The sequence below is a fragment of the Paenibacillus sp. tmac-D7 genome (genome assembly GCF_006519665.1).
Classification (GTDB): Bacteria; Bacillota; Bacilli; order Paenibacillales; family NBRC-103111; genus Paenibacillus_G; species Paenibacillus_G validus.
In genome coordinates this window covers 1-26,101 of record NZ_VIDW01000058.1, presented here as the reverse complement: position 1 = coordinate 26,101, position 26,101 = coordinate 1, and the positions used below count along the sequence as shown (strand labels likewise).

The 26,101-nt window shown below is 52.4% G+C and carries 20 protein-coding genes; all 20 read left to right on the top strand.

Annotated features, from left to right (window positions below; translation table 11 throughout):
* Positions 1-152: 152 nt before the first annotated feature.
* The 20 genes from FKP33_RS24075 to FKP33_RS23980 all read left to right on the top strand — a co-directional run bounded on the left by FKP33_RS24075 (position 153) and on the right by FKP33_RS23980 (position 25,900).
* Positions 153-362 carry a hypothetical protein gene (locus FKP33_RS24075; RefSeq protein ID WP_127609411.1) on the top strand — a complete coding sequence of 70 codons (210 nt, stop codon included), beginning with the start codon at positions 153-155 and terminating at the stop codon, positions 360-362.
* A complete protein-coding gene (locus FKP33_RS24070) occupies positions 350-958 on the top strand; it encodes a hypothetical protein (RefSeq protein WP_127609413.1) in 609 nt (202 codons plus the stop codon). The genes FKP33_RS24075 and FKP33_RS24070 overlap by 13 nt, the downstream gene beginning before the upstream one ends.
* Before the next feature lie 46 nt (positions 959-1,004).
* Positions 1,005-2,117 (top strand): SAF domain-containing protein, encoded by a 1,113-nt coding sequence (locus FKP33_RS24065; protein ID WP_127609415.1) that lies wholly within the window; start codon positions 1,005-1,007, stop codon positions 2,115-2,117.
* An 11-nt stretch (positions 2,118-2,128) separates the two neighbouring features.
* Entirely contained in the window at positions 2,129-2,836 is a 708-nt protein-coding gene (locus tag FKP33_RS24060) for a hypothetical protein (protein WP_127609417.1), read from the top strand.
* A 33-nt stretch (positions 2,837-2,869) separates the two neighbouring features.
* Positions 2,870-3,715 (top strand): CpaE/TadZ family protein, encoded by an 846-nt coding sequence (locus FKP33_RS24055; protein ID WP_127609418.1) that lies wholly within the window; start codon positions 2,870-2,872, stop codon positions 3,713-3,715.
* Positions 3,712-5,583 carry an ATPase, T2SS/T4P/T4SS family gene (locus tag FKP33_RS24050; RefSeq protein ID WP_127609420.1) on the top strand — a complete coding sequence of 624 codons (1,872 nt, stop codon included), beginning with the start codon at positions 3,712-3,714 and terminating at the stop codon, positions 5,581-5,583. The genes FKP33_RS24055 and FKP33_RS24050 overlap by 4 nt, the downstream gene beginning before the upstream one ends.
* The gene (locus FKP33_RS24045; protein ID WP_127609422.1) at positions 5,573-7,642 is read left to right on the top strand and encodes a CBS domain-containing protein; all 2,070 of its coding nucleotides are present in this window, start codon (positions 5,573-5,575) and stop codon (positions 7,640-7,642) included. Before FKP33_RS24050 ends, FKP33_RS24045 begins: the two co-directional genes overlap by 11 nt.
* A 76-nt stretch (positions 7,643-7,718) precedes the next feature.
* A complete protein-coding gene (locus FKP33_RS24040) occupies positions 7,719-8,198 on the top strand; it encodes an ABC transporter permease (RefSeq protein WP_127609423.1) in 480 nt (159 codons plus the stop codon).
* An 84-nt stretch (positions 8,199-8,282) separates the two neighbouring features.
* Positions 8,283-8,672, top strand: coding sequence for a hypothetical protein (locus tag FKP33_RS24035; RefSeq protein ID WP_127609425.1), 390 nt, complete (start codon positions 8,283-8,285; stop codon positions 8,670-8,672).
* A 10-nt stretch (positions 8,673-8,682) separates the two neighbouring features.
* Positions 8,683-9,231, top strand: coding sequence for a hypothetical protein (locus FKP33_RS24030; RefSeq protein ID WP_127609427.1), 549 nt, complete (start codon positions 8,683-8,685; stop codon positions 9,229-9,231).
* On the top strand, positions 9,218-10,201 hold the full coding sequence (locus FKP33_RS24025) for a hypothetical protein (RefSeq protein WP_127609429.1): 984 nt from the start codon (positions 9,218-9,220) through the stop codon (positions 10,199-10,201). The genes FKP33_RS24030 and FKP33_RS24025 overlap by 14 nt, the downstream gene beginning before the upstream one ends.
* 116 nt (positions 10,202-10,317) lie before the next feature.
* Positions 10,318-11,430, top strand: a complete 1,113-nt coding sequence (locus FKP33_RS24020) for a copper amine oxidase N-terminal domain-containing protein (protein ID WP_258313543.1) — start codon at positions 10,318-10,320, stop codon at positions 11,428-11,430.
* Entirely contained in the window at positions 11,431-15,255 is a 3,825-nt protein-coding gene (locus FKP33_RS24015; protein ID WP_236595687.1) for a DUF5704 domain-containing protein, read from the top strand.
* 38 nt (positions 15,256-15,293) lie between these two features.
* Complete coding sequence (locus FKP33_RS24010; protein WP_141336562.1) at positions 15,294-15,722, top strand: hypothetical protein; 429 nt, start codon at positions 15,294-15,296, stop codon at positions 15,720-15,722.
* 21 nt (positions 15,723-15,743) lie between these two features.
* A complete protein-coding gene (locus tag FKP33_RS24005) occupies positions 15,744-16,010 on the top strand; it encodes a helix-turn-helix domain-containing protein (RefSeq protein WP_141336561.1) in 267 nt (88 codons plus the stop codon).
* Between the two features lie 13 nt (positions 16,011-16,023).
* The gene (locus FKP33_RS28005) at positions 16,024-23,298 is read left to right on the top strand and encodes a helicase-related protein (protein WP_141336560.1); all 7,275 of its coding nucleotides are present in this window, start codon (positions 16,024-16,026) and stop codon (positions 23,296-23,298) included.
* Between the two features lie 64 nt (positions 23,299-23,362).
* Positions 23,363-23,761, top strand: a complete 399-nt coding sequence (locus tag FKP33_RS23995) for a hypothetical protein (RefSeq protein WP_141336559.1) — start codon at positions 23,363-23,365, stop codon at positions 23,759-23,761.
* Between the two features lie 206 nt (positions 23,762-23,967).
* Complete coding sequence (locus FKP33_RS23990; RefSeq protein WP_236595684.1) at positions 23,968-24,168, top strand: hypothetical protein; 201 nt, start codon at positions 23,968-23,970, stop codon at positions 24,166-24,168.
* A 166-nt stretch (positions 24,169-24,334) separates the two neighbouring features.
* Entirely contained in the window at positions 24,335-25,276 is a 942-nt protein-coding gene (locus FKP33_RS23985; RefSeq protein WP_141336557.1) for a DUF3991 and TOPRIM domain-containing protein, read from the top strand.
* Between the two features lie 75 nt (positions 25,277-25,351).
* Positions 25,352-25,900 carry a hypothetical protein gene (locus FKP33_RS23980; RefSeq protein WP_174350980.1) on the top strand — a complete coding sequence of 183 codons (549 nt, stop codon included), beginning with the start codon at positions 25,352-25,354 and terminating at the stop codon, positions 25,898-25,900.
* Positions 25,901-26,101 lie beyond the last annotated feature (201 nt).

Below are 26,101 nucleotides of genomic sequence, written 5' to 3'. Positions count from 1 at the left end.
AGACCTGATCGTGCAACTATTGGAAAGCTGGTATAAAAAGCGGCAACGGGAACAGGAACGCTAACTTGTATTTGAATACTTATCCTGTTCGTTGGCACTCTCCCCTATAACGGAGAGCTTTTTTATGCCCATTTTTGGGGAGGCGATAAGCGATGTATTTCACAAAAGGGAGGCGTCGTCAGTATGAGCGCCTGATGCAAGAAAAACCGGGTTTCAACCGCATTGAAGTTTTGGAGGATGAGACGGAGGAGACGCGCACGCGAAAAAAGGAATCTCGTGAAACCGGTCAATCCAAACGAAACCGGAGAACGAAGGAAGACCGCAACTTGCCAGGAAAGGAAGACGGACGATGGAAGAAATGAAGCGAATGGTGGACAACTACGAAGTCTATCAGGCCATCTCCATCGGGAAGGTGGAAGTGCTGCTTGGCATAGACGAAACCAATGTTGATCATCCGTACATGGTGTGTACCTGCACCCGAAACAATTCGTTGGGTGTCGAGCAATTCTACGCGATTTCAGCTGGCGCGGATTATCTTGAGGCCATGCATGACTTTATTTCCCGTGTGCAATGGGAACTGGAGGATCTCAAAGAAGAACGGGCAACCGTCTTGGTGCCCCTAACTCCCCTCACCCAGGCACAATGTCAGCCCATTCGCGAAGACATGCGCATTGACAACCAGGTCGTCGCCATCCGACCGGAACGGTTGCGTCCCGAATATCGCACTGCAGTTAATCAGCTTGTATTGGCACAAAGCGGTTTTGGCACCTCTGCCTATTCCCGAGGCCGCGCCGTCTACGTGTTAAATCTGTATACCGGAGAGGAGTCTCGCTGGAATCGGGAGGATTTTATCGGCCTAATAAAACCGGAGCATATGCCCGCATGGGCGCAAGAAAAGCTGGAGCAGCATCAGGCTGCGGTCCAGCAAAAGCTAAAGTGCCGTGACGATGCCCGGTAAAACGTTCGAAAGCATTTCAGTATTGAGGAGAGAGGAGACGTGAGCGATGTCGTGGACTTATCGGAACCGTAAGACGCTTATTATCACCGCGATCGCTATAAGTGTTTGTTTACTTGTGGCTGCGGTCATTTATTCTCTGATTAACCAATCGGAACAAAAGCAGAAGCAGCAGCAAATGAAGGAACATTATGAAAGGCAAATCGAGGAACTGAAAACGATAGAGGAACAATCGCGCAGAAACGTCTGGACCGTGGCGCGAACCATCCCGGCCGGCGGCACCGTGACGGCGCAAGACATTAAGGCTGAAACAATGCCTGCGAGTCTGGTGCCATCCGGGATGATTACCGATCAAAATTCGGTCATTGGCAAAAGAGTCAAAATCGAATTGCAGCCAGGCACGCCGTTGATGCCATCGATGCTGTACGAGGGCGCACCGATCCCCAAGGATTTACGGTTACAGGAGTTTCATGTCATTCAGCTTCCCTCCAATTTGCAAAAGGGGCAGTACATTGACGTGAGAATCAACTTCCCGACTGGCGAGGATTTTGTCCTGCTTTCAAAAAAGAAAGCGCGGGAGTTATCGGGCACGGTCATCTGGCTGGAAATGAATGAGCTGGATATTTTGCAAACGTCAAGTGCGATTATCGACGCCTACTTGCAAGGCGCTCGTCTGTATGCCCTGCCTTATATCGAGCCTGGATTGCAGGAAGCGGCAGTGGTCAATTATCCTGCCAATCCGAAGGTGCTCGATTTGATGGAACATGATCCGAACCTGCTCGAAAAAGCGACAACCGAGCTTGCCCGCAAGCTTCGCGCGACACTGGATGACAATCTCAAAGCGATGAGCGAGTCGGACAAACTGCGTGTGACGAGCGGCAGTGTAACGGTTCAGCAGCAACTGCAAAATGAGCGCATTGTTACGCAACAAGGCAATACCATGCAAGAAGCGATTCCGTCGCAACCGATAGACACATCATCAACAGTCGATTATGAACCGCCAACCGTGCAGCCGCTGCCCTCCCCTTCCGATTCGTTAACAACGAATGAAAATGGACCGGAAACGGAACCAGCGCCAGCGCCATCACTGCCGCAAGTGCCGGCTTTGCCGTCGGGAGAGCCTGCCAGCGAAGATAAATTGGAGCACATTTTTAATCAGTGAAGGAGGCCCTCATGAAAAAAATCGTGTTTTTCGGCGCGCCGGACAAAAGTCACTTGCTCCTTGTGCTGGGCAAGCTGCTCACGGCGCTGGAGCAAAAGGTATTGATCGTGGATTCTACACTCGCCCAATCGATGCAAGGCTATTTGCCTCAAGTGGAATTCGGCTATTCGCTGCGGGAGTTTGAAGGCATCGATGTGGCGACCGGGCTGCTCACATCAGCGCAACTGGAGCGCTCTGTCCTTCAATCCGCAGGCGAAGCGGCTTATGATGTCATGCTGCTTGACACCGATCACACCGAATTTGTGAAAGGACGAGACTTACCGGGCTATGACAAGCGGGTTTGGTGCAGCAATTACAGTCGGCTGGGCATGCAAATCAATGCGAGTCTGATGCAGCGGCTGTGCCTTCACGAAGCGGAGGGACAACCGCTCACCTTTTACAAACTGATTACCCCCACCTTGCCGACCGCCATACCTGAGTCGTACATCGATTCGCTGCTGCCGCACCAGACTGTGCGCTGGGAGGAAACCGTGTTCCGCTTTCCGCTTGACGAACGGAATCTATCCGTTGAGCTCGACAACCAGCATCATGGCCGCATCGACATCAGGCGGCTGTCCGGGACGTATCGCCGAACCGTGCTCGACATGCTGCAACAGTTGTTTGATTGCGATGCCAAAACGGCTCGGCAGGCATGGGCGCGCTCCCGAAAGCGCGCGTGAATCCGGTAATGTTGCACGAAAGGAGATGAAGCAATGGGTTTTACTGTGGTGTTCTGGAGTCCGATTTCGGGACAAGCCGGTACGACGAGCAACCTGATCGCCGCCGCCGCGCTGCTCGGACTTGAATATTCCTCGCGTCTTTTGCTGCTCGGGCATTTGCAAAGTGAATACGCAGCCATTGAACGCGGATTTTACCCAAGGCGATCTTGGACAAGCAAAGCGGACGTCACCTCCGACGTAGGAATTGACGCGCTGCTCAGGCTATTGCAAAACCGCAAGCTCGAACCGAAATTGCTACGGAATTACACGTTGCCGCTGCTCGCCGAGCGCCTCGACATCCTACCGGGATCGAACAAACCGGACGTATCGTTTGTTTCGTCCGCACGGGACTGGCTTGACTCGCTTTTGGAACTGACAAGGCGGGCATACGATCTGGTGTTGGTCGACGGAGGAAGCGGCGACGTGTCGGAGTGGACACGAGGTCTGCTGCGACAGGCGGATTTGCTGGTCGTCTGTCTGCCACAGAATATACTCAAATTGGAGCAGGCTTTTCCGCTGGTGGAGGCGCAGCTACTGTCCAATCGGAAGCTGTTGCTCGTTTTCGGACAAGTTGATCCTCGCTCGTCGTTGACGATCAAAAACGTCATGCGTCAGTTTTACCGCCGGGAGCCTGCGTACCCGATTGTCCATAATACGGGCTGGCTCGATGCCGCCCAGCAAGGAGACGCTATTCATTTTTTATTTCGCAACCGGAAGGTGCCTCGCGATCATGAAAACAGCCTTTTTGTGCAACAAGTGCGGGCGTTAGCGCAGGCGATCACCCAGCGCGCTGGTTTAGGCAATCCTCTTTTCGGCGGGAAGGAGGACGTTGGCAAATGATGTTCGTTTTGAACGGATTGATCATAGCAGGCATCCTCATCGCGGTCGGCGTCCTGCTCTATTTGCGCATGAGCCGCCGCTTGCCGGAGCAGTCGGACGAAAAGCCAGTCTATACGCTGGAAGCGATGACTGCGTTTGTGAAAGTGGCGCTGCATGAGATGACGAGCAGCAACCTGATCGACTATGGTTTATCGGAAGAAGAATACCGCCGCCGGAAAAACAAGCGCGCGGAACTGAAAAAAGCGCTGCGGGGCTGCACGTCCGGTGATTTGCGGGACAAGGCCTATGTGAAGCAAGTGATCACCGATTTGCTTGAGCAGCGCTATACACTGGACGACGATAACTTGAATCGGCTTCTGCCGTTTGACGATCCGCAAGCGCTCACGCCACAGGATCAGTTTGACATCCTGCTCTATCTATATAAGAAACAACATCGTTTGAGGGCGTTGGATGAACTGATCCAAAAATACGAACTGGATCGCCCCAAACGGAGCATGGAAGACGAAGAAATCGAATCTTACCGGATTACCGCTGATGAAATCCGCGACATCTACAAGCGGGAAGTGCGCAAGCTGTCCGCCGAAGACAAAACGCAGATCATCGTACAGCGGATATACCAGCAGTACAAAGGATTTAGCGTCATCGACGAAATCCGCGATATGAAAATCGATGGCGTATCGGGTGGCGTGTCCGGCATCCCGCCCGCGATGTGGGAAGGCGAGTGGAGCTTGGAGGAAGAAGCACAACTTCGCGAGGTGCCGAAGTCACATGACAGCGTATGGCTGTTTTATAAAGGAAAGTCGATTCATCTGAGCTTTCTGTCCTTCGGCTCGGAACAAGAGCTAAGGCGCGTGTGCCAGAATGTGTACAAGCATAATTTCCCCGGCCAACTGTCCGAAGCGAACGGTTTTAAGGTGAATGAAATGGCCGACGGTTCCCGCGTCGTCGTGTTGCGCCCCCGGTTCAGTGAATCGTGGGCTTTTTTTGTGCGCAAATTCGATGTCCAAAACGCTACGCTGGAACAGTTGATTCAAGACGATCATGCCGAACTTCCGATTGGATTGATTCGATATTTGGTCATGGGCGAGCGCATTACGGCCATTACCGGCGCGCAAGGCAGCGGCAAGACGACGCTTTTGATGGCGATGGTGCGCTACATTCCGGCTATTTTACCGATTCGGGTGCAGGAAATGGCCTTTGAGCTTCAACTTCGGAAAATTTACCGGGATCGCAACATTGTAAGTTTGCGGGAAACGGAAACGATCTCCGGGCAGGACGGGCTGGACATTCAGAAAAAAACGGACGGCTCGGTCAATATTTTGGGGGAAGTGGCGACCGACCCGGTTGCCGCCTGGATGGTGCAGATGGCGCAGGTCGCTTCACTGTTTACTTTGTTTACGCATCACGCCAAAACGTTCCGTGATCTCGTCTACTCGCTGCGCAATTCGTTGCTGAAGACAGGGGTGTTTACAAACGAGAAAGTGGCCGAGCAGCAGGTTGTCAGTGTCATCAACTTTGACATTCATTTGAGAAGGGACACGGACGGACATCGCTATATCGAGCGCATTACCGAGTGCGTGCCGGTGGAACAGGAGGTGGCCTACCCGGATTCGTTCCGCCACAAAGCAACGACCGAAGAGAAAATGACGGCGTTTATGGAGACGTTGCTCGAATACTTCCGCCGCACGACGGATCGACCGCTTTATGCCGCGCGCAATGTAATCGAATACCGAGACGGACGGTATGTCGCTGTTCATCCGCTATCCGAGAAAAGCCGCAAAGAAATCGCTGCTTGTCTCGCCGGGCCAGACCAGGCGGCGTTCGAGGCGTTTTTGGCGGTTCATTGGGGGGATAGCGATGAAACTTGAATGGCTGTCCCTATTGCTCGGTGCGGCGACGGTGTTGTTCCTCGCGATGTTGGCCGCGTTTCAATGGGTATCCCGCTACGGTTCGGACGTAGAGGCCGTTCGGCGGTATGAAGCGCTGCGCAAGCCGGGCAAAGCCCGCAAAAAGCAAGCGCTGTATAGCGTCTTGCAGCAGTTGTACCGCCTATGCGAGCGCGTGCCGATTCTGCGTGCCTATTTGCTTCAACTCCGTAAACGAATGACCATCCTCCAGCTTGGCGATGAATGGAAGCTGCGGCTGGAGACGATGAAGACGGCTCTAATTATTTGGGGCATGCTGATTGCAGCGGCTGTTCCGCTGGCATTCGGTGTTCGCGATCCGGTCACGCTTGGCATGATCGCCATCGGCTTCTGGGTTGGCCACGGCATCTTTTCGGACAACCTCGTCCATCGTCTGGAAACGCGCCTGCTACGGCAACTTCGGCATTTCTTCTCGGATGTGCGTCACCACTATCATCGTCATGGGATGGTGGAGGAAGCCATTTATGAAGCGACGGACGGTGCGCCGTATGAGATGGCGCTGCATGGACACGAAATATACGATGTGCTGACAACAAGCGACGCGGAGCAGCGGCTGGCGCAGTACATCGAGAGCGCGCCGAATCGCTATTTGCAGGGTTTGGCCGGGCTGTCGCATTTGGTGAAAGAGTACGGCGATAAACGAACCACTACCGGCTCCGTGTACTTGAAGGCGCTCGGGAAGCTCGCGACCGAATTGAATCTGGAACTGTTGCGTCGCGAGCGTCTTGGTTTCCTGTTGCAGGGACTGACCGCTATCGCGCTGTTGCCGCTGCTGTTTACCCGGCCGATTGAAGCTTGGGCCAGCCACTACTTTCCGGCGATGGACGCTTTTTATGCGAGCACCGCCGGCTGGATCGTGAAAATCGGCTTAATGGCGGTCGTTTGGCTGTCCTATGTCCTGCTGCGCAACATTCAGGAACTGGACGTGAGTCCAAAACCGACCGGCCGAAAAAGATGGGAGAGACGGGTGTACGAGTGGCCGTGGATGCGCTGGCTTGTGCATCGCATCAGCCCCGCCCCCGGTTCCCGAGAAGCCGACCGCATGGTCAAGTTGCTCAAGGAAACCGCATCGCAACTTCGGCTGGAATGGCTCTATGTACAGCGCATCGTGGCGGGAGGCATGGCGTTTTTGGTTGTGCTCGGGATGTTTATTGCGCTGCATGCCGCAAGTCGGCATCAAATCCTGTATGCGCCAGTGAAGCCTGGCATCTTGTTCGGCCAACTTTCGCCGGAGGAGGAAAACAAGGCGCGTGAAGCGGCGGCGCTCGATCGCCGCATCATTGATCGCGCTAAGGAGGTGAAGAACCGCACCGAAGAAACGGTTATGGCCTTGCTCCGCAGCGAATCGCCGACGACGAATCCGGACGATCAGCTTCGCACCGCGGCTCGGCGCATCCTTGGCAAGCTCGCGAAGCTGGACAATCAGTATGTGAAGTGGTGGGAAACGCTCCTCGCCGCTCTCGCGGGCTGGGGCGGCTACGCCATGCCGGTCGGCGTTCGGTGGTTCCAAAGGCGTATGCGGCAGATGGAGATGAAGCATGAAGTGGATCAACTGCATGCCGTCATCGCGATGCTGGCAGATATGGACCGTATGTCGGTCGAGCATCTGCTCATTTGGATGGAGCAGTTTGCCCGCGTGTTTAAGGAGCCGCTGCAGACCTGCTTGCTTCATTTCGAACAGGGCGCGGATCAGGCGTTGGCGCAGCTCAAAGAGGATGCGCCTTTTTTGCCGTTCGTCCGCACGGTTGAAAAGCTGGAACTGGCGGCGCAAAGCCTGCCGATTCGAGAAGCGTTCGACGATCTGGAGTCGGAGCAAGCCTACGCGCAGGAGCAGCGCAAACAGGAATATGAGCAATTGATCGAGCAAAAGGCAGGCTGGGGAAAATGGATCGGGTTTGCGCCAATGATGGCCCTTATTTTCGGCTATCTGGTCATTCCACTCGTTATCGTCAGCCTGCACCAAATGTCCGTTTACTACGAACAGCTTCAGCGCATCCAGTAAGCGGCCATGTTGCGGCGCTTTCCAAACAGGAAGTGTCTTTTTTATTTTCTATTTCATTTGAAGGAGAGATCGGTTCATGTCTAACGCACAGAAAGCACTCGTGATGGCAGCAGGCATTTTTCTTGCCATCGCACTCATTACCCTCGCCGTTGTGTTGTTTATTTCCGCACAAGACTCAACCAAAGCGGCGCAAAGCAATTTCAGTAACATTCAGACCGAACTGTCACAAACGGCGTTTACAGTGTACGACAACACGACGCTATCAGGAAGCCAGGTGGTTAATGCGCTGCGCAAGTTCAGCGATCAAGACCAGTTTGGCATTCAGATCGTCACGGGGAAAAATCCGGTCGGCCAGTGGTATGGAAAAGTGATCAATACAGGCGTTCCGATGGACAGCGTAACCTATGGTTCGGTCATTGGCGTAGCGCCGGGGCAACTCAGTCATGCGGTCGATGAATCAGATATAAACTACGTCAATCCGAGCGGCAAATTCCGGGCGCAACTGGTTCACGACAGCAGCAACGTCATCCGCGGCATCGTGTTCCGACAGCAATAAGCGATCGATACCTTGACTATCATAAAACGCTTATGGGGTGTCCTCTACTGACGGACGCCCCTGCGTTTCCAAGGAGGGAAACCAATGGAACATGCCCCCAGGACGATGCTGGAGATGAGTGTGGCTTGTCTCCTCTTTCTGATGGCTGTCACAAGCGGGCTTCTGCTCTTTCAAACCGGGGCTGCGCTGAACTCGACCGCCTATGTGTCGGGAAAGTCGCTGGACCGCAACATGCAGCAGTCGTTTTCGCCCCAGGCTGGCGATGGCATCGTATCCGGCGCAGAGGTGGTGCAATCCATTGCCCGTCTGGAGACGGGAGAAGCGGAAATCGTGGTGGACGGCGTTCGATATGCGCCGCCGCTTGATCGGGAACAGTTCGTCCCCTTCGGGATTCGCTTGAATGCCCGGTATTCGGCAGTCGCCCAGCGGGATGCGTCCGGTCAGCTGCTGCGCCTTATTTTCGTCTCACGTTAAGGAGAATGCCATGAACAGTATTTCGAAAATATTTGCGTTGCTCATTGCCATTCTATTGCTCTACCTTTACCCAATTTCTGCTGCATTCGACCAACAGGACGATGTTTCCGAACTGGTCGTCCTGAAAGCGACGACAGCTTTTGTGGACGCGGTACGGGATAAAGGTTATGTGTCGCCGACCATGTATAACGACTTTTTGGAGACGATTGCGGCAACGGGCAACACCTTCGATGTGCAGATGGAACACGGAAGCAAAAAGTACGTGCCGGTGTATGACGACCCAACAAGGCCGGAGACTTTTCGGGGCAGCTACGAAGTTCACTACTACACGTATTATAACGCACAGATCCTTCCCGTTCTGTTCCCGAACAGCACGGCCGGAAAAGATGATGTGGCGCGACGTTACAAGTTGTGGGTTGGCGATACCTTTGCGGTTACGGTTGAAAATACGAACCGGACACCTGGCACGACCCTATTCGATTTTCTGAACCAGGCCATCAGTCCGATCGAAAAAATATACCTTCCATACGGCGGGGTGGTGCGCAATGAAGATCATTGAATGGGCCATTGTTGGGGTGCTCATTTTTCTGCCATTTGCGACGGTGAACCGGATCGAAGTCGAAACGCAGCGGAAGGCGCTATTGACCGAACTGCGGTATAATGCCGCGCTGAATGCGGCGGTGGATGACGCGGCGAGAACGTTGACTGTCAATGCCAACCAGCAACGGGAGACGCAATACGAATCGGCCAAGCGGGTGGCGCTGAATAAAGACGAAGCAATTGCCGCTTTTTATCGAACGCTATACACAAACTTCGGCATCGCCGACGATCCCATTGCGCAAGGAGTACTCAACCGGTATATCCCGGCAGTCGTGGTCATCGGGTACGACGGCTTTTACATCTATGCCGAGGACGAGTGGACGGGAACTGACGGGAACACGGAACGAAAACCGGTTTGGGGAGCGAAAAAGCCGTATGCCTACGCCGATCTATCGGGCAACAGCCTTTCGTTCACGCTGGACGATTTCGTCCTCGCTTACGATGCGGGCAGCCGAAGCTGGCACGAGGGCTTGCGAGTCGACGTTAGACAGCAGACGAACATTGCGCTGCTAAAAGACGCGGAGCGATTCGAGCAGGTGCGCCGAAGTACCATTGTCCGCGCAATCGAGGACGAATTGGCCTACCGGATCAACAAACATAACGAATCGGTTTCCCGATTTGGTCTCTCCTACACGTTCACGTTGCCAACGATTTCGCAAGAGGAGTGGCACAATACCGTGGATGATGTCGGGGTACTTGCCTTTATTCAAGGCATTCCGATGGGAGGCAAGTTTTATAACAACTACGCCCTCGGCGGAAGCCGCGTGCTCAAGAAGCCGGAGATTGTTGGAGCCAGAAAAGGAAGCATGAAGGTGTATTATCACACCACATGCGGCTTTTCCTATCCGGTGGAAGAAACGTTTTCCAGCGAAAAAGCGGCTGCGCTAAAAGGCTATATGCCGCTTGGTTGTCCGCCTGCACCATCGTAACAAGACGACAGCTATTTCAGAAAGTGGACACTCCGCCGATTCGGTTCTATGATGAATCTAACAGTCGAAATCTACCAAATTCGTCATTAGCAATAATATTGAGAGGAGTGAATCGCGTGAGAAAATGGATATTATCGGGGCTAGTCACCGTTATGCTTTGCAGCCTGTTCAGTATGATGGCAAACGCGGCGAGCAAACCTCCATCCTTTGTCAGCGTCGTTATGGACGGTCATAAAATCTGGTTTCCCGACGCACAGGCTTTTGTGGATGAAAATGGCCGGACGCTCGTGCCGGTTCGATTCATCGCGGAAAAGATGGGCGCGAAAGTAGGCTGGGAGCCACAAACCATGACCGTACCGATTGAGCGGGATGACCTGCATATTGTGCTTACGATCGGCGAAAGCAAGGCGCTCGTTAACGGCAAAGAAATGGTTTTCGATACGAAGGCGATCACCAGCGGCGGCCGGACGTTTGTCCCGCTGCGTTTTGTCAGCGAAGCGCTGGGGGCGGAAGTGAATTGGGATAGCCCGACATCGACCGTCTTTATTTCTACAAAAGAAGATGCCAATGCAAACTACGATGAATGGGGCCGACTCATTCGCACAACCAATCTGCCAAAGAACGCGAAAGATTATCCGTATATCCTAGCCGATGTGCCGAATGAAGCGTATGAAATGGCTTATCCCTACTCGCATCCTACGGACAGCAAAGTTTCATCTGTTCTCTATTCGACCATACCGGAATTTAATAAGAAAAACGTGGATATTTGGATGAACCGGTTGAAAACGTTCGGCGCGCTGTGGCTGAACGTGGATTACAAAACGATCGATGATATGTGGGCGCAAGCGGTATTTGCTACGAAAGTGCAAAGTTCCAATGCGGAACTGAAATATATACGTCGCTATGTGGATTGGGTTAAAGAAAACAAGATTCAGATCGAGGGATACCTGGATCCCGAACCGTCCATGATTTATAAGGATGGGTTTGGGAACAATTACGTGCGTTCCAAGTTTAGAATCAAATTCAATTCATTCACAGAGAGTAAGAATTTGCTGTACGATGAGCATTTCCCCAACGACCGCAAATTCGAAACGCAGGTTTGGTACGAAGGATATGCGGATATTTCCCTATCCACGAATGTTGGTGGAGATTGGGGCAGTACATTGAAAGTCGATCCAGGAGCAAGTTTATTCCGTAATTATCTCATCGGAAAGGCGGACTCGAAATAGATGAGGAAAAACAAAATCATAAAAACGGCGTTGAGCGTGCTTCTGGCATGCTCTTTTTTATTCTCTGTATTTCCTTTCGTAGCGAATGCTGCGCCCCCCAAAGTAAGAACCGAGGCAGGAAAAATCAGCTTTGAAATAACCAGTACGGCCGCAACCTCTTCCATCCGCTACAGAACGGTAGGTTGGACGATACGCAGAGATCAATTATGCACGAATACTTCGCCCAAGCAGTGCGGCAATCCGAAAAACGGCCAGCATGCTTCGTTTTTGAACCAACAAGTGCAGCAGGTAGGCCAATACCCGAATCCGCCGATCCCCGGCCAGCCTTTAACAACCTTTTACGAAGTCAGCGAGGCGCTTGTCACGGAAGGCATGTGGAAGGCGGGCATGGGCGACATCAAGGACAACGACGACTTGTATTTGTATGCGATTATGGTGTCCATCGATGGAAATGGCAACGTGCGCAAAGGGCCATTTTATACATTGGAAGAGATCAAACGGGCCGAACCTTGGGCGCACGAGGACGACTTGGACGATTATTTCGGCATACATGTGCCCTACCGCAGTGCGGATTTTCCGGTCGATGTCATTGCGAAAACCGTAAACGGTAAAGTCATTCAAAAACCGGAAGTGACGTTTCAAAAGGGCAAATACAAAATCGGAGAAACGATCAACCATGAATTTCCCGAAACGATCGAAGATAACGGGAAAACGTACAAAATCGTTCGCTCCTATTTATCACCGAAGCAGGACCCGACGAAGAAAAACTGGCTGCAGGAAGATCCCGAAACGAATCCGAAGGTGCGAACGCGAAGTTTTACGGTTGCGCTGGGTGGAACAGATGCCATAGCCGAATATGCGGAGAACAACCCGGTGAAAGCCATCTATCAGAAAGAAGACGGTACAAAGCTCAAGGAAGTGGACAAAGGCGTTTTCGCAACAGGAGAGGAAGCGAATCATACGTTTGAGGGCCAAATCACTTCTGGCGGCCAAACTTATGAAATCATCCGCTCCTACATTACGAACAATAACAAGCCCGACGAGAAGCTGTTCATTCAGGAGAAAGGCGATCCCAAGCTCAAGGAGCGATCCATTCTCGTTGGATCGGGCGGCTCCAACTTTATCGGCATATACAAAATTCCCTCCTCGGTTACGGTTACGTCCCGGATTGAAGCGCCGGAAACCGTTGACAAAAACGTGACCGAAATGGACGGGAATTTTGTTTTTGAAGTGAAGTCATTAAAAATCCTGAAATCATACGAAATCATGGATATTCGAAACGCCAGACTTGTTCAAACAGGCGACAAAACCGGAACGCTCTCCGGCACTTCGGCTAATAAAACGATTCCGATCAAAATCCCGTTTACCTCCGGCGACAAAGTAAGCGTAAAAATCACCGTTGTCGTGAAGGATGTGGACGGCAATACCGGGGATTCGACATCCGATCATACGGTTCACAAAGGTGATGGCGGCGGAGAACCGCAGCCCGGCGATTCCCAGCAGGCTGAAGTGATGGAGCCAACCGTTTCCGCCGTCATTCAGGCGGAAGCGCGCGGCGCAGAAAAGTTTGATGTATTGCAAGGCATTCCGACTTCGGAGAGCCTGTATGTGAACGCCTTGGCTAAATCGTACTTGTACCGCAATACGTTCACGGAAACGGCCGGCTCAAAGCAATACCCGATTTCCGTAAGCCGGACATATACGTTGCGATGGACCGAATACGTTCCCGGCCCGCCTGATGCGAACGGGAATCCGACGACCATTTCGGTTCCGCGTTCAGACACACAGACGGTCACCAAAAACTATTCGATTGAACGCAGGTACAGCTTCTGGACGATTCAAAATCTTGAAGTATACGGCATTCAAAAGGCGACGGTCTCGAATTATGCGCTTCCTTCGGGAACAGTTACGCTTGTTCCGAGTGGCTACAGGCCGCCAACCGTTTCCGCATCGCATGATGCGTCGCTTAGCGCGCATATCACCGATCCGGTCTATTCGAATGTGACTCTTCCCGGACAAACGATTTCCGGCGGTTCCAGCCGCCCCTCCGTTCCGAACGAGGATTGGAAAAACGAGGCCGAGAAAGCGATTGGCAAAATCAAAGTAAAAAACGATTCGCTCGTTTTTAACGGAACAACCATCATGGACAACCGAATCGTTGAAGAAAAAGCGCCGACGCCGGGCGCGATTCCGGCTCCGACGATGATCGGGCAAGATGTGTTGTACGGCAAAGGCTATCTTATCGACGCGTCCAAAACGAACAAAGCAAGTCAGCCAAGTACCGGTACAATATCATATTCCCTGATTAAAGGCATTGGCGGCGGCGGAGACAAAACCTATCCGATTAACGGCATCAACCCGGTGACCGTGCATACACCGGTGGTGAACTACGCCTCGGTGTCGGACGATCAGGCGCATAATCAGAAGACGCAGCCGACCGCCGGACGTTCGGCGCTCATTTTGGATCGGCCTTTTACCGTGACGATTCCGACAAGCGGCCCGCACAAGGACATCAAGGGCTACGGCAATCGGGATTATGCCAAGTATGTGAGAGATAAACAGGTTCGTTTTCCGTTTGACGTGTACAAAGCGGATCGCACAACGTTCGTTCCGAAAGAAACGTGGGTGTCCATCCCGGTCGGACAAACGCAGACGACCTTCTACTTGCCCGTTTGGGTGGATGAGAGTAATTACGACGTGTTATTCCGAACGTTTGCTGAGAACAGTCCGGCTTCCTTTACGTCCCAAATGAATGCCAATCTGGACTTGACACATCATGTGGCTACGCAGGTGGTTCCGGTGGAAGTCATTGGCCGCCTCTATGATTTTCGGATCACCGACATCGCCGACTTTGCTTGGGAGTCGGTGTTCCGTACCCAAAAGGGCAGCGCAACGCCGACCGGAAACGCTTATTGGGTCGGAACGAAAGGCATTGACGGCGCACCGCGCGGCAATACCCCTCCTTACGTGCTGCCGGTACGGCAAGGCAGTCACCCGGAAAGCGGCAAAAAGAACGTATCGGTCAAAACGGGCTATCATTTCAAATTTGAAGTGATGACGAAAGGCAACATGTTCGGCGCAGGAGACGGCATCCGCATTACACCGACGTTTTATTTTGTGGACAGCAAGGGAAGGAACCGCCAGGAAGTCGATCTTTACTACCATTCGGGAAATCGGCGGTTTATTCGCATCGGATCTATCGACGATACGGAGAAGAGATATGTGACGCTTGACGCTCGCTTGCGCAATGTACCCAGGCAGGAGTTGACCGATACTGCCGCCACCCTTTGGTCGTTAAGCGGTTCGTCCGGTACCAAGCAGACGTTTATCGATCAATATATGATGGATGTGCAGAAGTCAAAGTATGTCGGCGGCTACGACATTATGCTGCTTCCGCCGCAGCTTCGGACGTTTATCGGCAGTATGAACGTGCCTTCCGGCGTCCATGCGGCCCGCGCCAACGCTTCGGTGCAGAAGTGGTATGGCGAATACAGTTTGCCTGCCGCGCCGTATGTGGTGCCCAAAGGGTTCAACTTGGCGGAATATGGACGGAAAAACCGGCTGGATGACAAGTCGCCTATTTTCTTGAAGGATGGGTACATCGTCGTTAATTTCAATCTCGAAACGATCCGCAACAAAGACTTGAACCATCCTCATTTGCAATACATGTTCGGACCGCTGAATAACCAATGGCAGATGGAAGGATTTCAGCGGAGTTTCACCGACCCGTATGGCGTGACGTTCCAGTTGAAGGACGGGGATATTGTGTTTTATCATGCGAATCTATCCTCCTATGACGACTATGGCACAGGGGGAACCCATTAAAGAAAACTTATTTTTATACCAGCCGGGAGGAAAAGATCATGCTGGAAAGATTGCAAGCGGCCGTGTCGGAGGATGCGGCTTATTTTTATTCCACTTCGAGGGAGAAAGACGAGGAACGGCGATGCATCGGGCACCTTCGCGGCTATTTTGGCAGCAGCGGCGAGACATACTGGGCAACCTGGTTCGATCATGCACCTGCGCTCAAAACGCCGTCCTTTCGAGCGGAACTGGATGCGGTGGTGCAGACGTTGACCGAGCAAGGACTGCTTCAAAGCCGCAGCCGGATGAACCGCTATTGCCTGTCGCATCCAGAGGCCCGTTTATCCGGTGCGTGGCATTCCGGCGTTTACGGCTTTTGTTTTCAAACGGAGCGCCATCGATACTATCTGCGCTGTTTTCCGCATACGGGAGACTACAATTTCTATTTGTACTGCTACGTCCGGCAGGATCGTTTGTCGGGGTGTTAGTGCTTGCTGAGGAGGAAGACCATGAACGATCTCGCGAGGTATAAACTGCTGGCGAAAGCGAAAGTCCCGCCTGCCGCAAAACTGCTGTACAGCTACCTGATGGACCGCGCGGGCGGACGGCTTGGCTGCGTCTTGTTGTCCGGTAAAAAGCTGGCTTTGGAGGTGGGCCTTTCCCCTTCCACTGTCCGCCGCAATCTCCATCGCTTGATACTTATCGGACTCCTTCGGATTACGGCTCGTTATTCCGAAGAAGGCATTCGTCTGACCAATCAAATTACGCTTCTGTAAGGGAGGTGCTCTCATGACAGCCAAGTTGCAGCGCATTGTCGAGCTAGCTGCCAGCATGGCTCGCACAGTGACGAACCAGCCTGAGCGCTGGGCGGATTTTTTGCGGACGGCAGCCTGGAACTATAAATATCCGTTTCAGGATCAACTGTTGATCTACGCCCAACGTCCTGATGCGACAGCTTGCGCGCCGATTGACGTTTGGAACAAACGGCTGGACCGTTGGGTGAAACGCGGTGCCAAAGGGATCGCCCTGATCGAAGATCGGGGCAACCACTTGGGTCTGCGTCATGTGTTTGACGTATCGGATACCCAGAGCAGACGCCAGCCGGAGTTATCGCTATGGCGTTTGCAGGACAGCGATACGGCTCATGTCATCGAGACGCTGGGAAATGCGTTTGGCGCGTCGGATGAGATGGAACCACATGCGGATCTGCCTGCTGCACTCCTCGCAGCTGCACGAAATGCGGTGGATGACAACAGCGCCGATTATGTGGCCGAGTTGATGAAAGAGCGGGAGTACAGTTTACTGGAGGACCTGGACATCCCGCATGTGGAATTGCTGTTCAAGCAAACTGCCGAATCGGCCGTCGCTTACATGGCAATGACCCGTTGCGGACTCAATCCCGCACATTACATCAGCATCGAAGATTTGTCCGGCATCGGGTATTTCAACACGCTTCCTACATTGTCCCATTTGGGCGCAGCGATTAGCGATGTGTCCGAGATGATGTTGCGGGAAGTGGAATCGACCGTCCGGGCGCTGCGCCGGGATGCACAGCGAATGAATGAAGATCGTTCGACTCGCACCCTTGCAAGACCCGATTCCATGCCGCACAATGAAGCTACTCGACAAGAAAGGAAGGATGAATATGGAGCTGACCTACACGCCGCAAGGGGATTATCTGTTGCCCAACCTGACGCTAAGCGAAGCGGAGACGACGATCGGGAAGTACGGGATGATGCGCAAGACGTTTCTGAAAACCGAGCGGAAGGGCATGTACGCTCATCTGATGTTGTCGGAGCAGTTGAACCAACATCTGGCGGACATCGACCAGACAGCGCGGGAGCAGATCGAGCGGACGATACAGGAATTGCTCGCATCCCACCCGGCTCCGGACAAGACGAGCAATCCGCTGGCCTGGACGGGATATATGAACAACCTGAAGCAACAAGCGGAGGAACTGATTCTCACGGAACTGATTTATCAATAAAATGGTTTGATCGGGAAACGGAGGACCGCAGTCTTCCGTTTTTTCACGACCAAGCGATTATCAACGATATGATCCGAGCCGCGCCGCTGCGGGAAAGCAAGACGGAGATTGTAGCGTTTTTCCATGCTCATGAAGATGAGCGCGAGCGACTGTTGTATGTGCGCAGTTTGTTTCCGGCTGGCATCACTGAGCTAATGCTTGAAGACGGCTTACGAGCCGGGTTTGAACCGTATCGCAATGTTCTGCATCTGTGGACGGGAACGGCGGATAAGCGTACGGCGCAAAGCTTTTACGATTGGGGTGCCATCGCAGGGCATATCTCCAGCATGCTGCTGTTAAACGAATTTGACTTATCACAAAGGGCAGAACCTTCCATCCAGCAACAGACGCTGTGGATGGAGCAAGCGGAGGACGCAAAAGCCTCCGCTTTTTTCATGCCGCAAGCGGTCATTGACGCTGTTTTGCAAAACGGCAGCGGTTTTGAGAATGGCAAGTATCGCATTGCGCTTCATTTTCAGCAGTCGCTGTCCGCACAGGAGAACGCCGATTTCCTGAAACGGGAATACGGGATCGGCGGGCGTCTCCCTGCGCTGACCGGCACGGATATTCATATGAATTATGACAGCAAAGGCATCACTCTCACCCGCGGCTCCATCATGAACCCGGATGCGCAGGTCGTGCTGCCGTGGTTGAAAGTGCAGAAACGTATCGGCGAACTGCTTGCAGCGGGTCGTTACTTGAACCGGCAGGAAACCGAGCGATTGCCCGCCTTTGGGGAGGAACAGGAAGAACGGCGGCGGCAGCAAGCGGCGGAAATGGCTAGACCCGATGTGCCGCAGCTGGATGCATCATCATCTGATGTGCTTCCCCAACCGGACGCGCAAGCGGAACTGGAACATATGACGCCGAATCGGGAACGGGCGCGCTACGGTTATGATGTAGGCAGCATCGTCTGGATTGGTGCGGACGAATATGAAGTCGCGCAATTGGAATCGCAAACGGTGATGCTGCAAGACCGGCAGTTCCCACTATTTATCAAAGAGTGGAATCGTCGGGATTTTGAGCGAATACTGCGCGAAAACCCGCTAAATGATCATCTGATTACCGGGGAGCTAGAACCGGAATTAACAAATGTAGAAGGTTGGGAGTTGGTAGCGGAAGAAGATGTTTCATCGACTAGATTAAACGATGAGCAGGAGCAACAGACGCAACAAGCGAATGTCCCTTCACCAACTCAAGCATCGGATCGTCCGGCTGCTCCTGCGGTTAACTACAGGATTACTGACGATGAACTGGGGCATGGCGGCGCAAAAACGAAATTCAAATGGAACATAGAAGCGATTCGTCTGTTGAACAAGCTGGAGAAGGAGCAGCGGGAAGCGACAGCAGACGAGCAGGCGGTGCTTGCTCGCTATGTCGGATGGGGCGGTCTCCCGCAGGCATTTGACGAAGCGAACAAGCAGTGGGCAGCTGAATATGCGGAACTTCGAGAATTGCTGGAGCCGGAGGAGTATGCGTCCGCTCGTGCGTCAACGTTGAATGCCCATTATACGTCAGTGACCGTCATCAAAGCGATGTACGAATGTCTGGAATCGATGGGCTTTCGCAGCGGCAATATTTTGGAGCCGTCCTGCGGCATCGGCCATTTTTTCGGTCTGGTACCGGAGTCGTTCAAAGACTCGCGGCTTTTTGGCGTGGAACTGGACAGCATAACCGGTCGTATGGCCAAACAGCTTTATCCGCAGGCGTCGATTGCCGTCAGCGGCTATGAACAGACGAACTTGCCGGACAGCTTCTTTGATCTCGCCATTGGGAACGTGCCGTTCGGCGGCTACGGTGTGGCGGATAAACGTTACGATAAGCACAAGTTTCTCATCCACGATTACTTTTTCGCCAAGACGCTGGACAAAGTACGTCCGGGCGGCATTATTGCCTTCATTACGTCCAAAGGAACGATGGACAAGCAAAACCCGGCGGTACGTAAATATATTGCGGAACGTGCCGAACTGCTCGGAGCAGTGCGTCTGCCGAATAATGCGTTTCTGGCCAATGCCGGCACCGAAGTAACCGCTGATATTATCTTTTTACAAAAACGGGATCGCATGGTTGCTGTCAGCGAGCAAACCGAGTCATGGCTATCACTAGCAGAGACAGCGGACGGTGTGCCGATCAATAGCTACTTTGCTGCCCATCCGGACATGGTGCTGGGCACAATGGTTTTTGACGACCGAATGTACGGTAACCGGCAGGAAACCGCCTGTAAGCCGTATCCCGACACTAATCTGGATGAACTGCTGCGCGAAGCATTGTCTAACATCCATGCCGAATGGGTGGAACTGGAACGTGATCACCAGCCGGAAGAAGAAGACACCTCCCTCCCTGCTGACCCGTCTGTCCGCAATTTCAGCTTTGCGCTGGTGGACGGTCACATCTATTATCGGGAGAACAGCCGGATGCGCCGTGTGGACACTTCGGCGACGGCAGCAGGTCGCATTAAGGGCATGATCGGACTGCGGGACACCGTGCGTGAGTTGATCGAGTACCAAACCGAAGACTACAGCGATGAGATGATTGGGCAGCAACAGCGTAAGTTGAATGCGCAGTACGATCGGTTTACGGCACAATACGGCCTGATCAACAGCCGCGCCAACAGCCTTGCTTTTTCGGATGACAGTTCTTACTTTCTTCTTTGCTCACTTGAAATCATTGACGAGGAAGGACGGCTGCTGCGCAAAGCGGATATGTTCACCAAGCGCACCATCCGTCAGCGTATCCACGTAGAACAGGTGGATACCGCATCGGAAGCGCTTGCGGTTTCCATCGGTGCAAAAGCCCGTGTCGATCTGCCGTATATGGCGGAGCTAACCGGCATGACGGAAGATCAGCTGATTCAGGAGCTGCGCGGCGTCATCTTTCCTAATCCCGAACATCTGGACGAGAAAGGAAAGCCGATCTATGAAACCGCGGATGCGTACCTGTCCGGCAATGTGCGGGAGAAGCTGCGCGTGGCCAAACAGTTTGCCGCATACGATGCCGAACGTTACGGCGAAAACGTCAAAACGCTTGAAGCGGTACAGCCGAAAGACCTGGACGCCTCCGAAATCGACGTCCGCCTGGGCGCTACTTGGCTTCCGCCAGAGGACATTCGGCAATTTCTGTTTGAACTGGTGGACACGCCGCCGATGTACCAGACCTACATCAACGTCATGTATTCCGAATATACGGCGGCCTGGAACGTCAAAGGCAAAAGCGATGACCGTAGCAACAATATTAAGGCGAACGTCACGTACGGCACAAACCGCGTTAATGCATACAAGATACTGGAAGATACACTGAACTTGCGAGACGTGCGCGTATTTGACACCGTGTATGAGGACGGCGTGGAAAAGCGTGTGCTGAACAAGCAGGAGACGGCCATCGCCCAGCAAAAGCAGGAGATGATCAAAGAAGCGTTTCGCGATTGGATATGGCGAGATCCGCAGCGGCGCGAACGGCTGACAGGGCTGTACAATGACCGGTTTAACGCCATCCGTCCCCGCGAATACGACGGCAGTCATATTCGATTCACCGGGATGAACCCGGAAATCCGGCTGCGCCAGCATCAAGTCAATGCGGTTGCCCGCGCATTGTACGGCGGCAACTCCCTCTTTGCCCACTGCGTCGGCGCGGGCAAAACATTCGCCATGACCGCCGCAGCGATGGAGAGCAAGCATCTAGGGTTGTGCAACAAAAGCATGCTGGTCGTTCCGAACCATCTGACTGAACAGTGGGCGGCGGAATTTTTGCAGCTTTATCCGTCCGCGAATATTTTGGTGGCGACCAAGAAGGACTTTGAAACGAAAAACCGCAAAACGTTTTGCGCGCGGATCGCGACCGGTGATTATGACGCGATCATCATCGGCCATTCGCAGTTCGAAAAAATACCGATTTCAATGGAACGTCAACGGCAGCAGCTGTATGAGCAGATTTCGGAAATTACAAACGGCATCCGGGAACTCAAGGAAGCCAGAGGCGAACGCTATGCGATCAAGCAGCTTGAAAAGACGAAAAAGACGCTCCAAACGAAGCTGGAAAAGCTGAACGATACAAGCCGGAAGGATGATGTCGTCACCTTTGAGGAATTGGGCGTAGACCGTTTATTCGTGGACGAAGCCGATTCGTACAAAAACCTGTTTCTTTATACGAAAATGCGCAATGTGGCCGGACTGTCGCAAACCGAAGCGCAAAAGTCGTCGGACATGTTTGCCAAATGCCGCTATTTGGACGAACTTACCGGGGGCCGTGGGATCATTTTTGCGACGGGTACCCCGATCTCCAACTCCATCACCGAGATGTACACGATGCAGCGCTACTTGCAGTACGAGCGGCTCAAGCGGCAGGGCTTGCAGCATTTTGACGCCTGGGCTTCGACATTTGGCGAAACGGTTACGGCGATCGAGCTTGCGCCGGAAGGAACGGGCTATCGGGCGAAAACCCGTTTTGCCCGTTTTTATAATTTGCCCGAGTTAATGAACGTGTTCAAAGAAGTGGCCGACATTCAGACGGCGGACATGCTCCAGCTTCCCGTGCCGAAAGCTCACTTCCATAATGTTGCCGTGCCGCCAAGCGATTTTCAACGCGACATGGTAGCGGATCTCGCCCGCCGCGCCGAACGGGTGCGGGCGAAGGAAGTGGAGCCTCACGAGGACAATATGCTGACGATCACCAATGACGGACGCAAACTGGCGCTCGATCAGCGGCTGGCCAATCCGATGCTCCCCGACGACGAAGGCAGCAAAGTAAGCGCCTGTGCGGACAACGTCTACCGATATTGGGTGGACAGCCAGGAAGAGCGGCTCACGCAGTTGGTATTTTGCGATCTATCCATCCCCAAGCAGGACGGTACATTTAACGTGTACGACGAGCTAAAGCGCAAACTGATGGAAAAAGGCGTTCCCGCCGAGGAAATCGCCTTTATTCACGACGCCAATACCGAGGTCAAGAAAAAGGAACTGTTCGCTAAAGTACGCAGCGGCCAAGTTCGGATATTGCTGGGATCGACGTTCAAAATGGGGGCGGGCACAAACGTGCAAACGAAACTGATTGCCCTCCACGACCTTGATTGCCCTTGGCGTCCGCGGGATTTAGAGCAGCGCAGCGGGCGTATTATCCGGCAAGGCAACCAGAATAGCGAGGTGCACATTTTCCGCTATGTCACCGAGAACACATTTGATGCTTACTTATACCAGACACTTGAGAATAAGCAGCGTTTTATCTCGCAGATCATGACCAGCAAGTCGCCGGTCCGTTCCGCCGAGGATATTGACGAGACGGCCCTCTCCTATGCCGAGGTTAAGGCGCTGGCGACCGGGAACCCTTACATTAAAGAAAAAATGGACTTGGATATCCAGGTATCCAAACTGAAGCTGCTCAAAGCCAACCATTTAAGCCAGCGCTACGCGCTGGAGGACCGGTTGCTCAAAATGTTGCCGCAGCAAATCAAGTCTACGGAGGAACGGATCGCCGGTTATGAACAGGATGCAGCATTGTTCTTACGTTCCAAATCGACTGAGCACGAGGAATCGGAGGAATCGAAATTCCCCGGCATGGTCATCAAGGATTTCACCTATACAGAGAGAGCGGCGGCAGGCGCGGCTTTGCTTGATGCTTGCAAAGGAATGACATCACCCGATCCGCAGGAAGTCGGCAGCTATCGGGGATTTTCCTTGTGGTTGTCCTTTGACAGCTTCCACAAGGAATATAAGGCAACATTACGCGGTGCGCTGGGTCATACGGTCGCATTAGGTGCGGATGCGGGCGGTAACATAACCCGGATCAACAATGCCTTATCCGACTTGCCTGCAAAGCTGGAGCGTGCCCGCGAGCAGCTTGCCACCTTGCGTCAGCAAATGGAAACGGCGAAGGAACAAATCGCGGCTCCATTCGAGAAGGAGCAGGAGTTGCAAACGAAATCGGCGCGGCTTGCAGAATTGAATGCACTGCTCAACATGGACAAGCGGGAAAATGAAACCGTGGACAACGTGCCGGACGAAGAACCGGAAGCACCGGAACGACGGGCTGTGGGCCGTGAACGATAACGGCTTTCGCACCTTCGTTCCTCCCCCTCCTTCTTGTTATAGTGGGAACAAGGAGGGGATGCAGATGGAATCGATGAATGTGCTACAAATGGAAGCCGTATTTGATGAGATTGAAAATAGGACGGTCAGCCGCCTGCGCGCAAACGAGGAGGCGTATGCACGATTGCTCCGGCAAAGAAACGATCTTAAAGAGCGGCATCCGTTCGTCAAATCGGTATTGGAAGGAGACGCTTCGGTCTTTCCAAGTGCCGAAGATCATCAGGCATGGCTGGATTACAAGCGCGCATCGGACGAATCCGACCAGATGGAGCGAATGGCGCTTTATTTGCAAGGACATGCCGATTGTTACGCGTATTTGTCGAAAAATTGGAGCTTTATGATGAAATCGAAATGGGGTATCCTCAACAATAGAAGCTTGCTCGCGTTTCGTCACGCGGTAGGCTTTTTTTCGTTTAGAAAATGATGTCTTCGACGTGCAGCATTTCACAGGTCAAAGACAGGCTGTCTATGAAAGTTATAAATTACACTGCGAATGGACTCCAGATTTGGGGTCCTTTTCGCATTTTTGGAGGAATGCACATGTTGTATGCCATCCCGAGTGGCGGATGCTTTTTCCCGATTCTACCGCCTCTTTGTTACGGAATCGGCTTGACCGAGGAGGGAGAGACCGTGGCAACATTGGAATTGATATCCAAAGAAAAGAACGTATTTGGCGACACGTACTATTACATCCGTGATTCAAACGGGGTGACCAGTCAGGTTTACGAGGGCGATTTAGACGCGTTCATGAAAAGGAAAGGTGCTACGGAATTGAGGGAAGGCAGAGCTTTCCTGTATCCCAAAAGGAAGAGTAAGAGTAAGGCACGATGAACGGTATACCCAACGGACGCTGCTTGGATCGCGATTAGTCATATGGACATATTGGAAATGAACCCAGTAATCATAGGAGAAGTCAGAATGTAATTACAATTAAGTTCAGACACAACTTGTAAATGTAGTCATGTCTTATTTGCTTCTATGGAAAGGAGCTGCGGCGATGAGCTATGTAAGCAAGGAACAGATCGAACGTGCAAAAAGGTTGGATTTGCTCACGTATTTGCAAGTATACGAGCCTGCGGAACTGGTACGTTGCTCTCGCAATGTCTACACCACCCGAACGCACGACAGCTTGAAAATTTCCAACGGCAAATGGTATTGGTGGTCAAGGGGGATCGGCGGACGTTCGGCGCTGGACTATTTAATCAAAGTGCGGGGTCTGTCTTTTCCTGATGCGGTGTTGCTAATCGAAGACGTTCATCCGGTCAGCGAGCCTACGTTTTCGCACCCTTCGCAACACCGCCCGGTGCGGTTTGAGCTTCCTGAACCGAATCGCACATCGCATCGCGTCGCGGCATACCTCAGCAAACGCGGTATCCATCGCGCGTTGATCGAATATTGTCTTGAAACAGGGCGATTGTATGAAAGCCGGCGCTATCACAACGCGGTATTCGTCGGCTTTGATCAAGAAGGGATTCCGCGCTATGCGGCGATACGCGGAACGACAAGCACCCGTTATATGGGGGAAGCCGCTGGCAGTGACAAGCGATATTCATTTTCGATTCCAGCATTAAACGACAGTCCTGAACTGCACCTGTTTGAGAGTGCCATTGATCTTTTATCGTATTGTACGCTGGAGCATCTTGCCGGTCGGAATTGGCGACAAGCTCATAAGTTGTCGTTAGCTGGTATTTATAGGCCGAAGGCGGGTCGAGAGCAAAGCGATCCGCCTGCCGCTCTCACGCAATTTTTGCAAAGTTTTCCGCAAGTGAAGCGGTTGGTACTGCATTTGGATAACGATGAAGCGGGGCGACTGGCTACCGTCACGATACAGAGGTTACTCTCACCTGTCCTTTACATTTCCGATGAACCGCCCAAACGCGGTAAGGATATGAACGAAGAGCTACAGTGGAGAATGAGACAGCGTAACGAGCGGTTCTGATGGTGCTCTCGTTCCAAAAGGGAATTGGAACATTCCTCCTTTTAGGTGCGTCTGAATGTTGAGGTGATTAATTTGATGAGCAGACTGTTTCTTTTACTTGGGGTTATAATCACGATTTCTTTTGTAACCGGTTGTTCCACGCCCCAAGCAATCGATGAGATTTCAGAATCAAGTCCTTCTCATGCGATCACTGAAACCGCTATAGAGTATACTCAAGCCCCTTTCCCTATTGAAAACGGGCCATTGAACGAGCCGTTAGTAAAGGAGACTCCAGGTCAGTTAAAAGGTTTCGCTGAAGACGAATCCTTAAGTGTGAGTCTGCTGGCACAGATAGAATCAGATCACAATGATTATAAAACCAACATTGAGTTTCATAATAAGTCAGATAAGTCGTTGGATCTGGTTTTTGACTGCGGACTCCTTATTTCAAATGATCAATTTGCATTGAAACAGGGGGACTGTCCAGCCGTCGAATCGATGCTATTAAAGAAAAATATGAAAGAAACACAAGCTCTTGTCTTATCCAAAAATTTTTTTGAGATAGCGAATAACGTGATAACTGTAAGATACCGACAAGATCAGAAAACAAAAGATTTAGAAGTGAAACTAGAAGTACCGGAATAATGATTTTAAGTCTATTCCTCAATAACTGAGGACAACGATTATTCTGAGGTAGGCACTAAACGGCGACGTTTGTTATTGGAATTGAATTCTCATTGTATTTGGATGGATTGGAAATAAGCGTGATGCAAGCGCGGCTACATTGACTGTATAGCATGTAATAGGTATAATAAAGTCAATATACAGCTATGCAAGGAGAGAGTT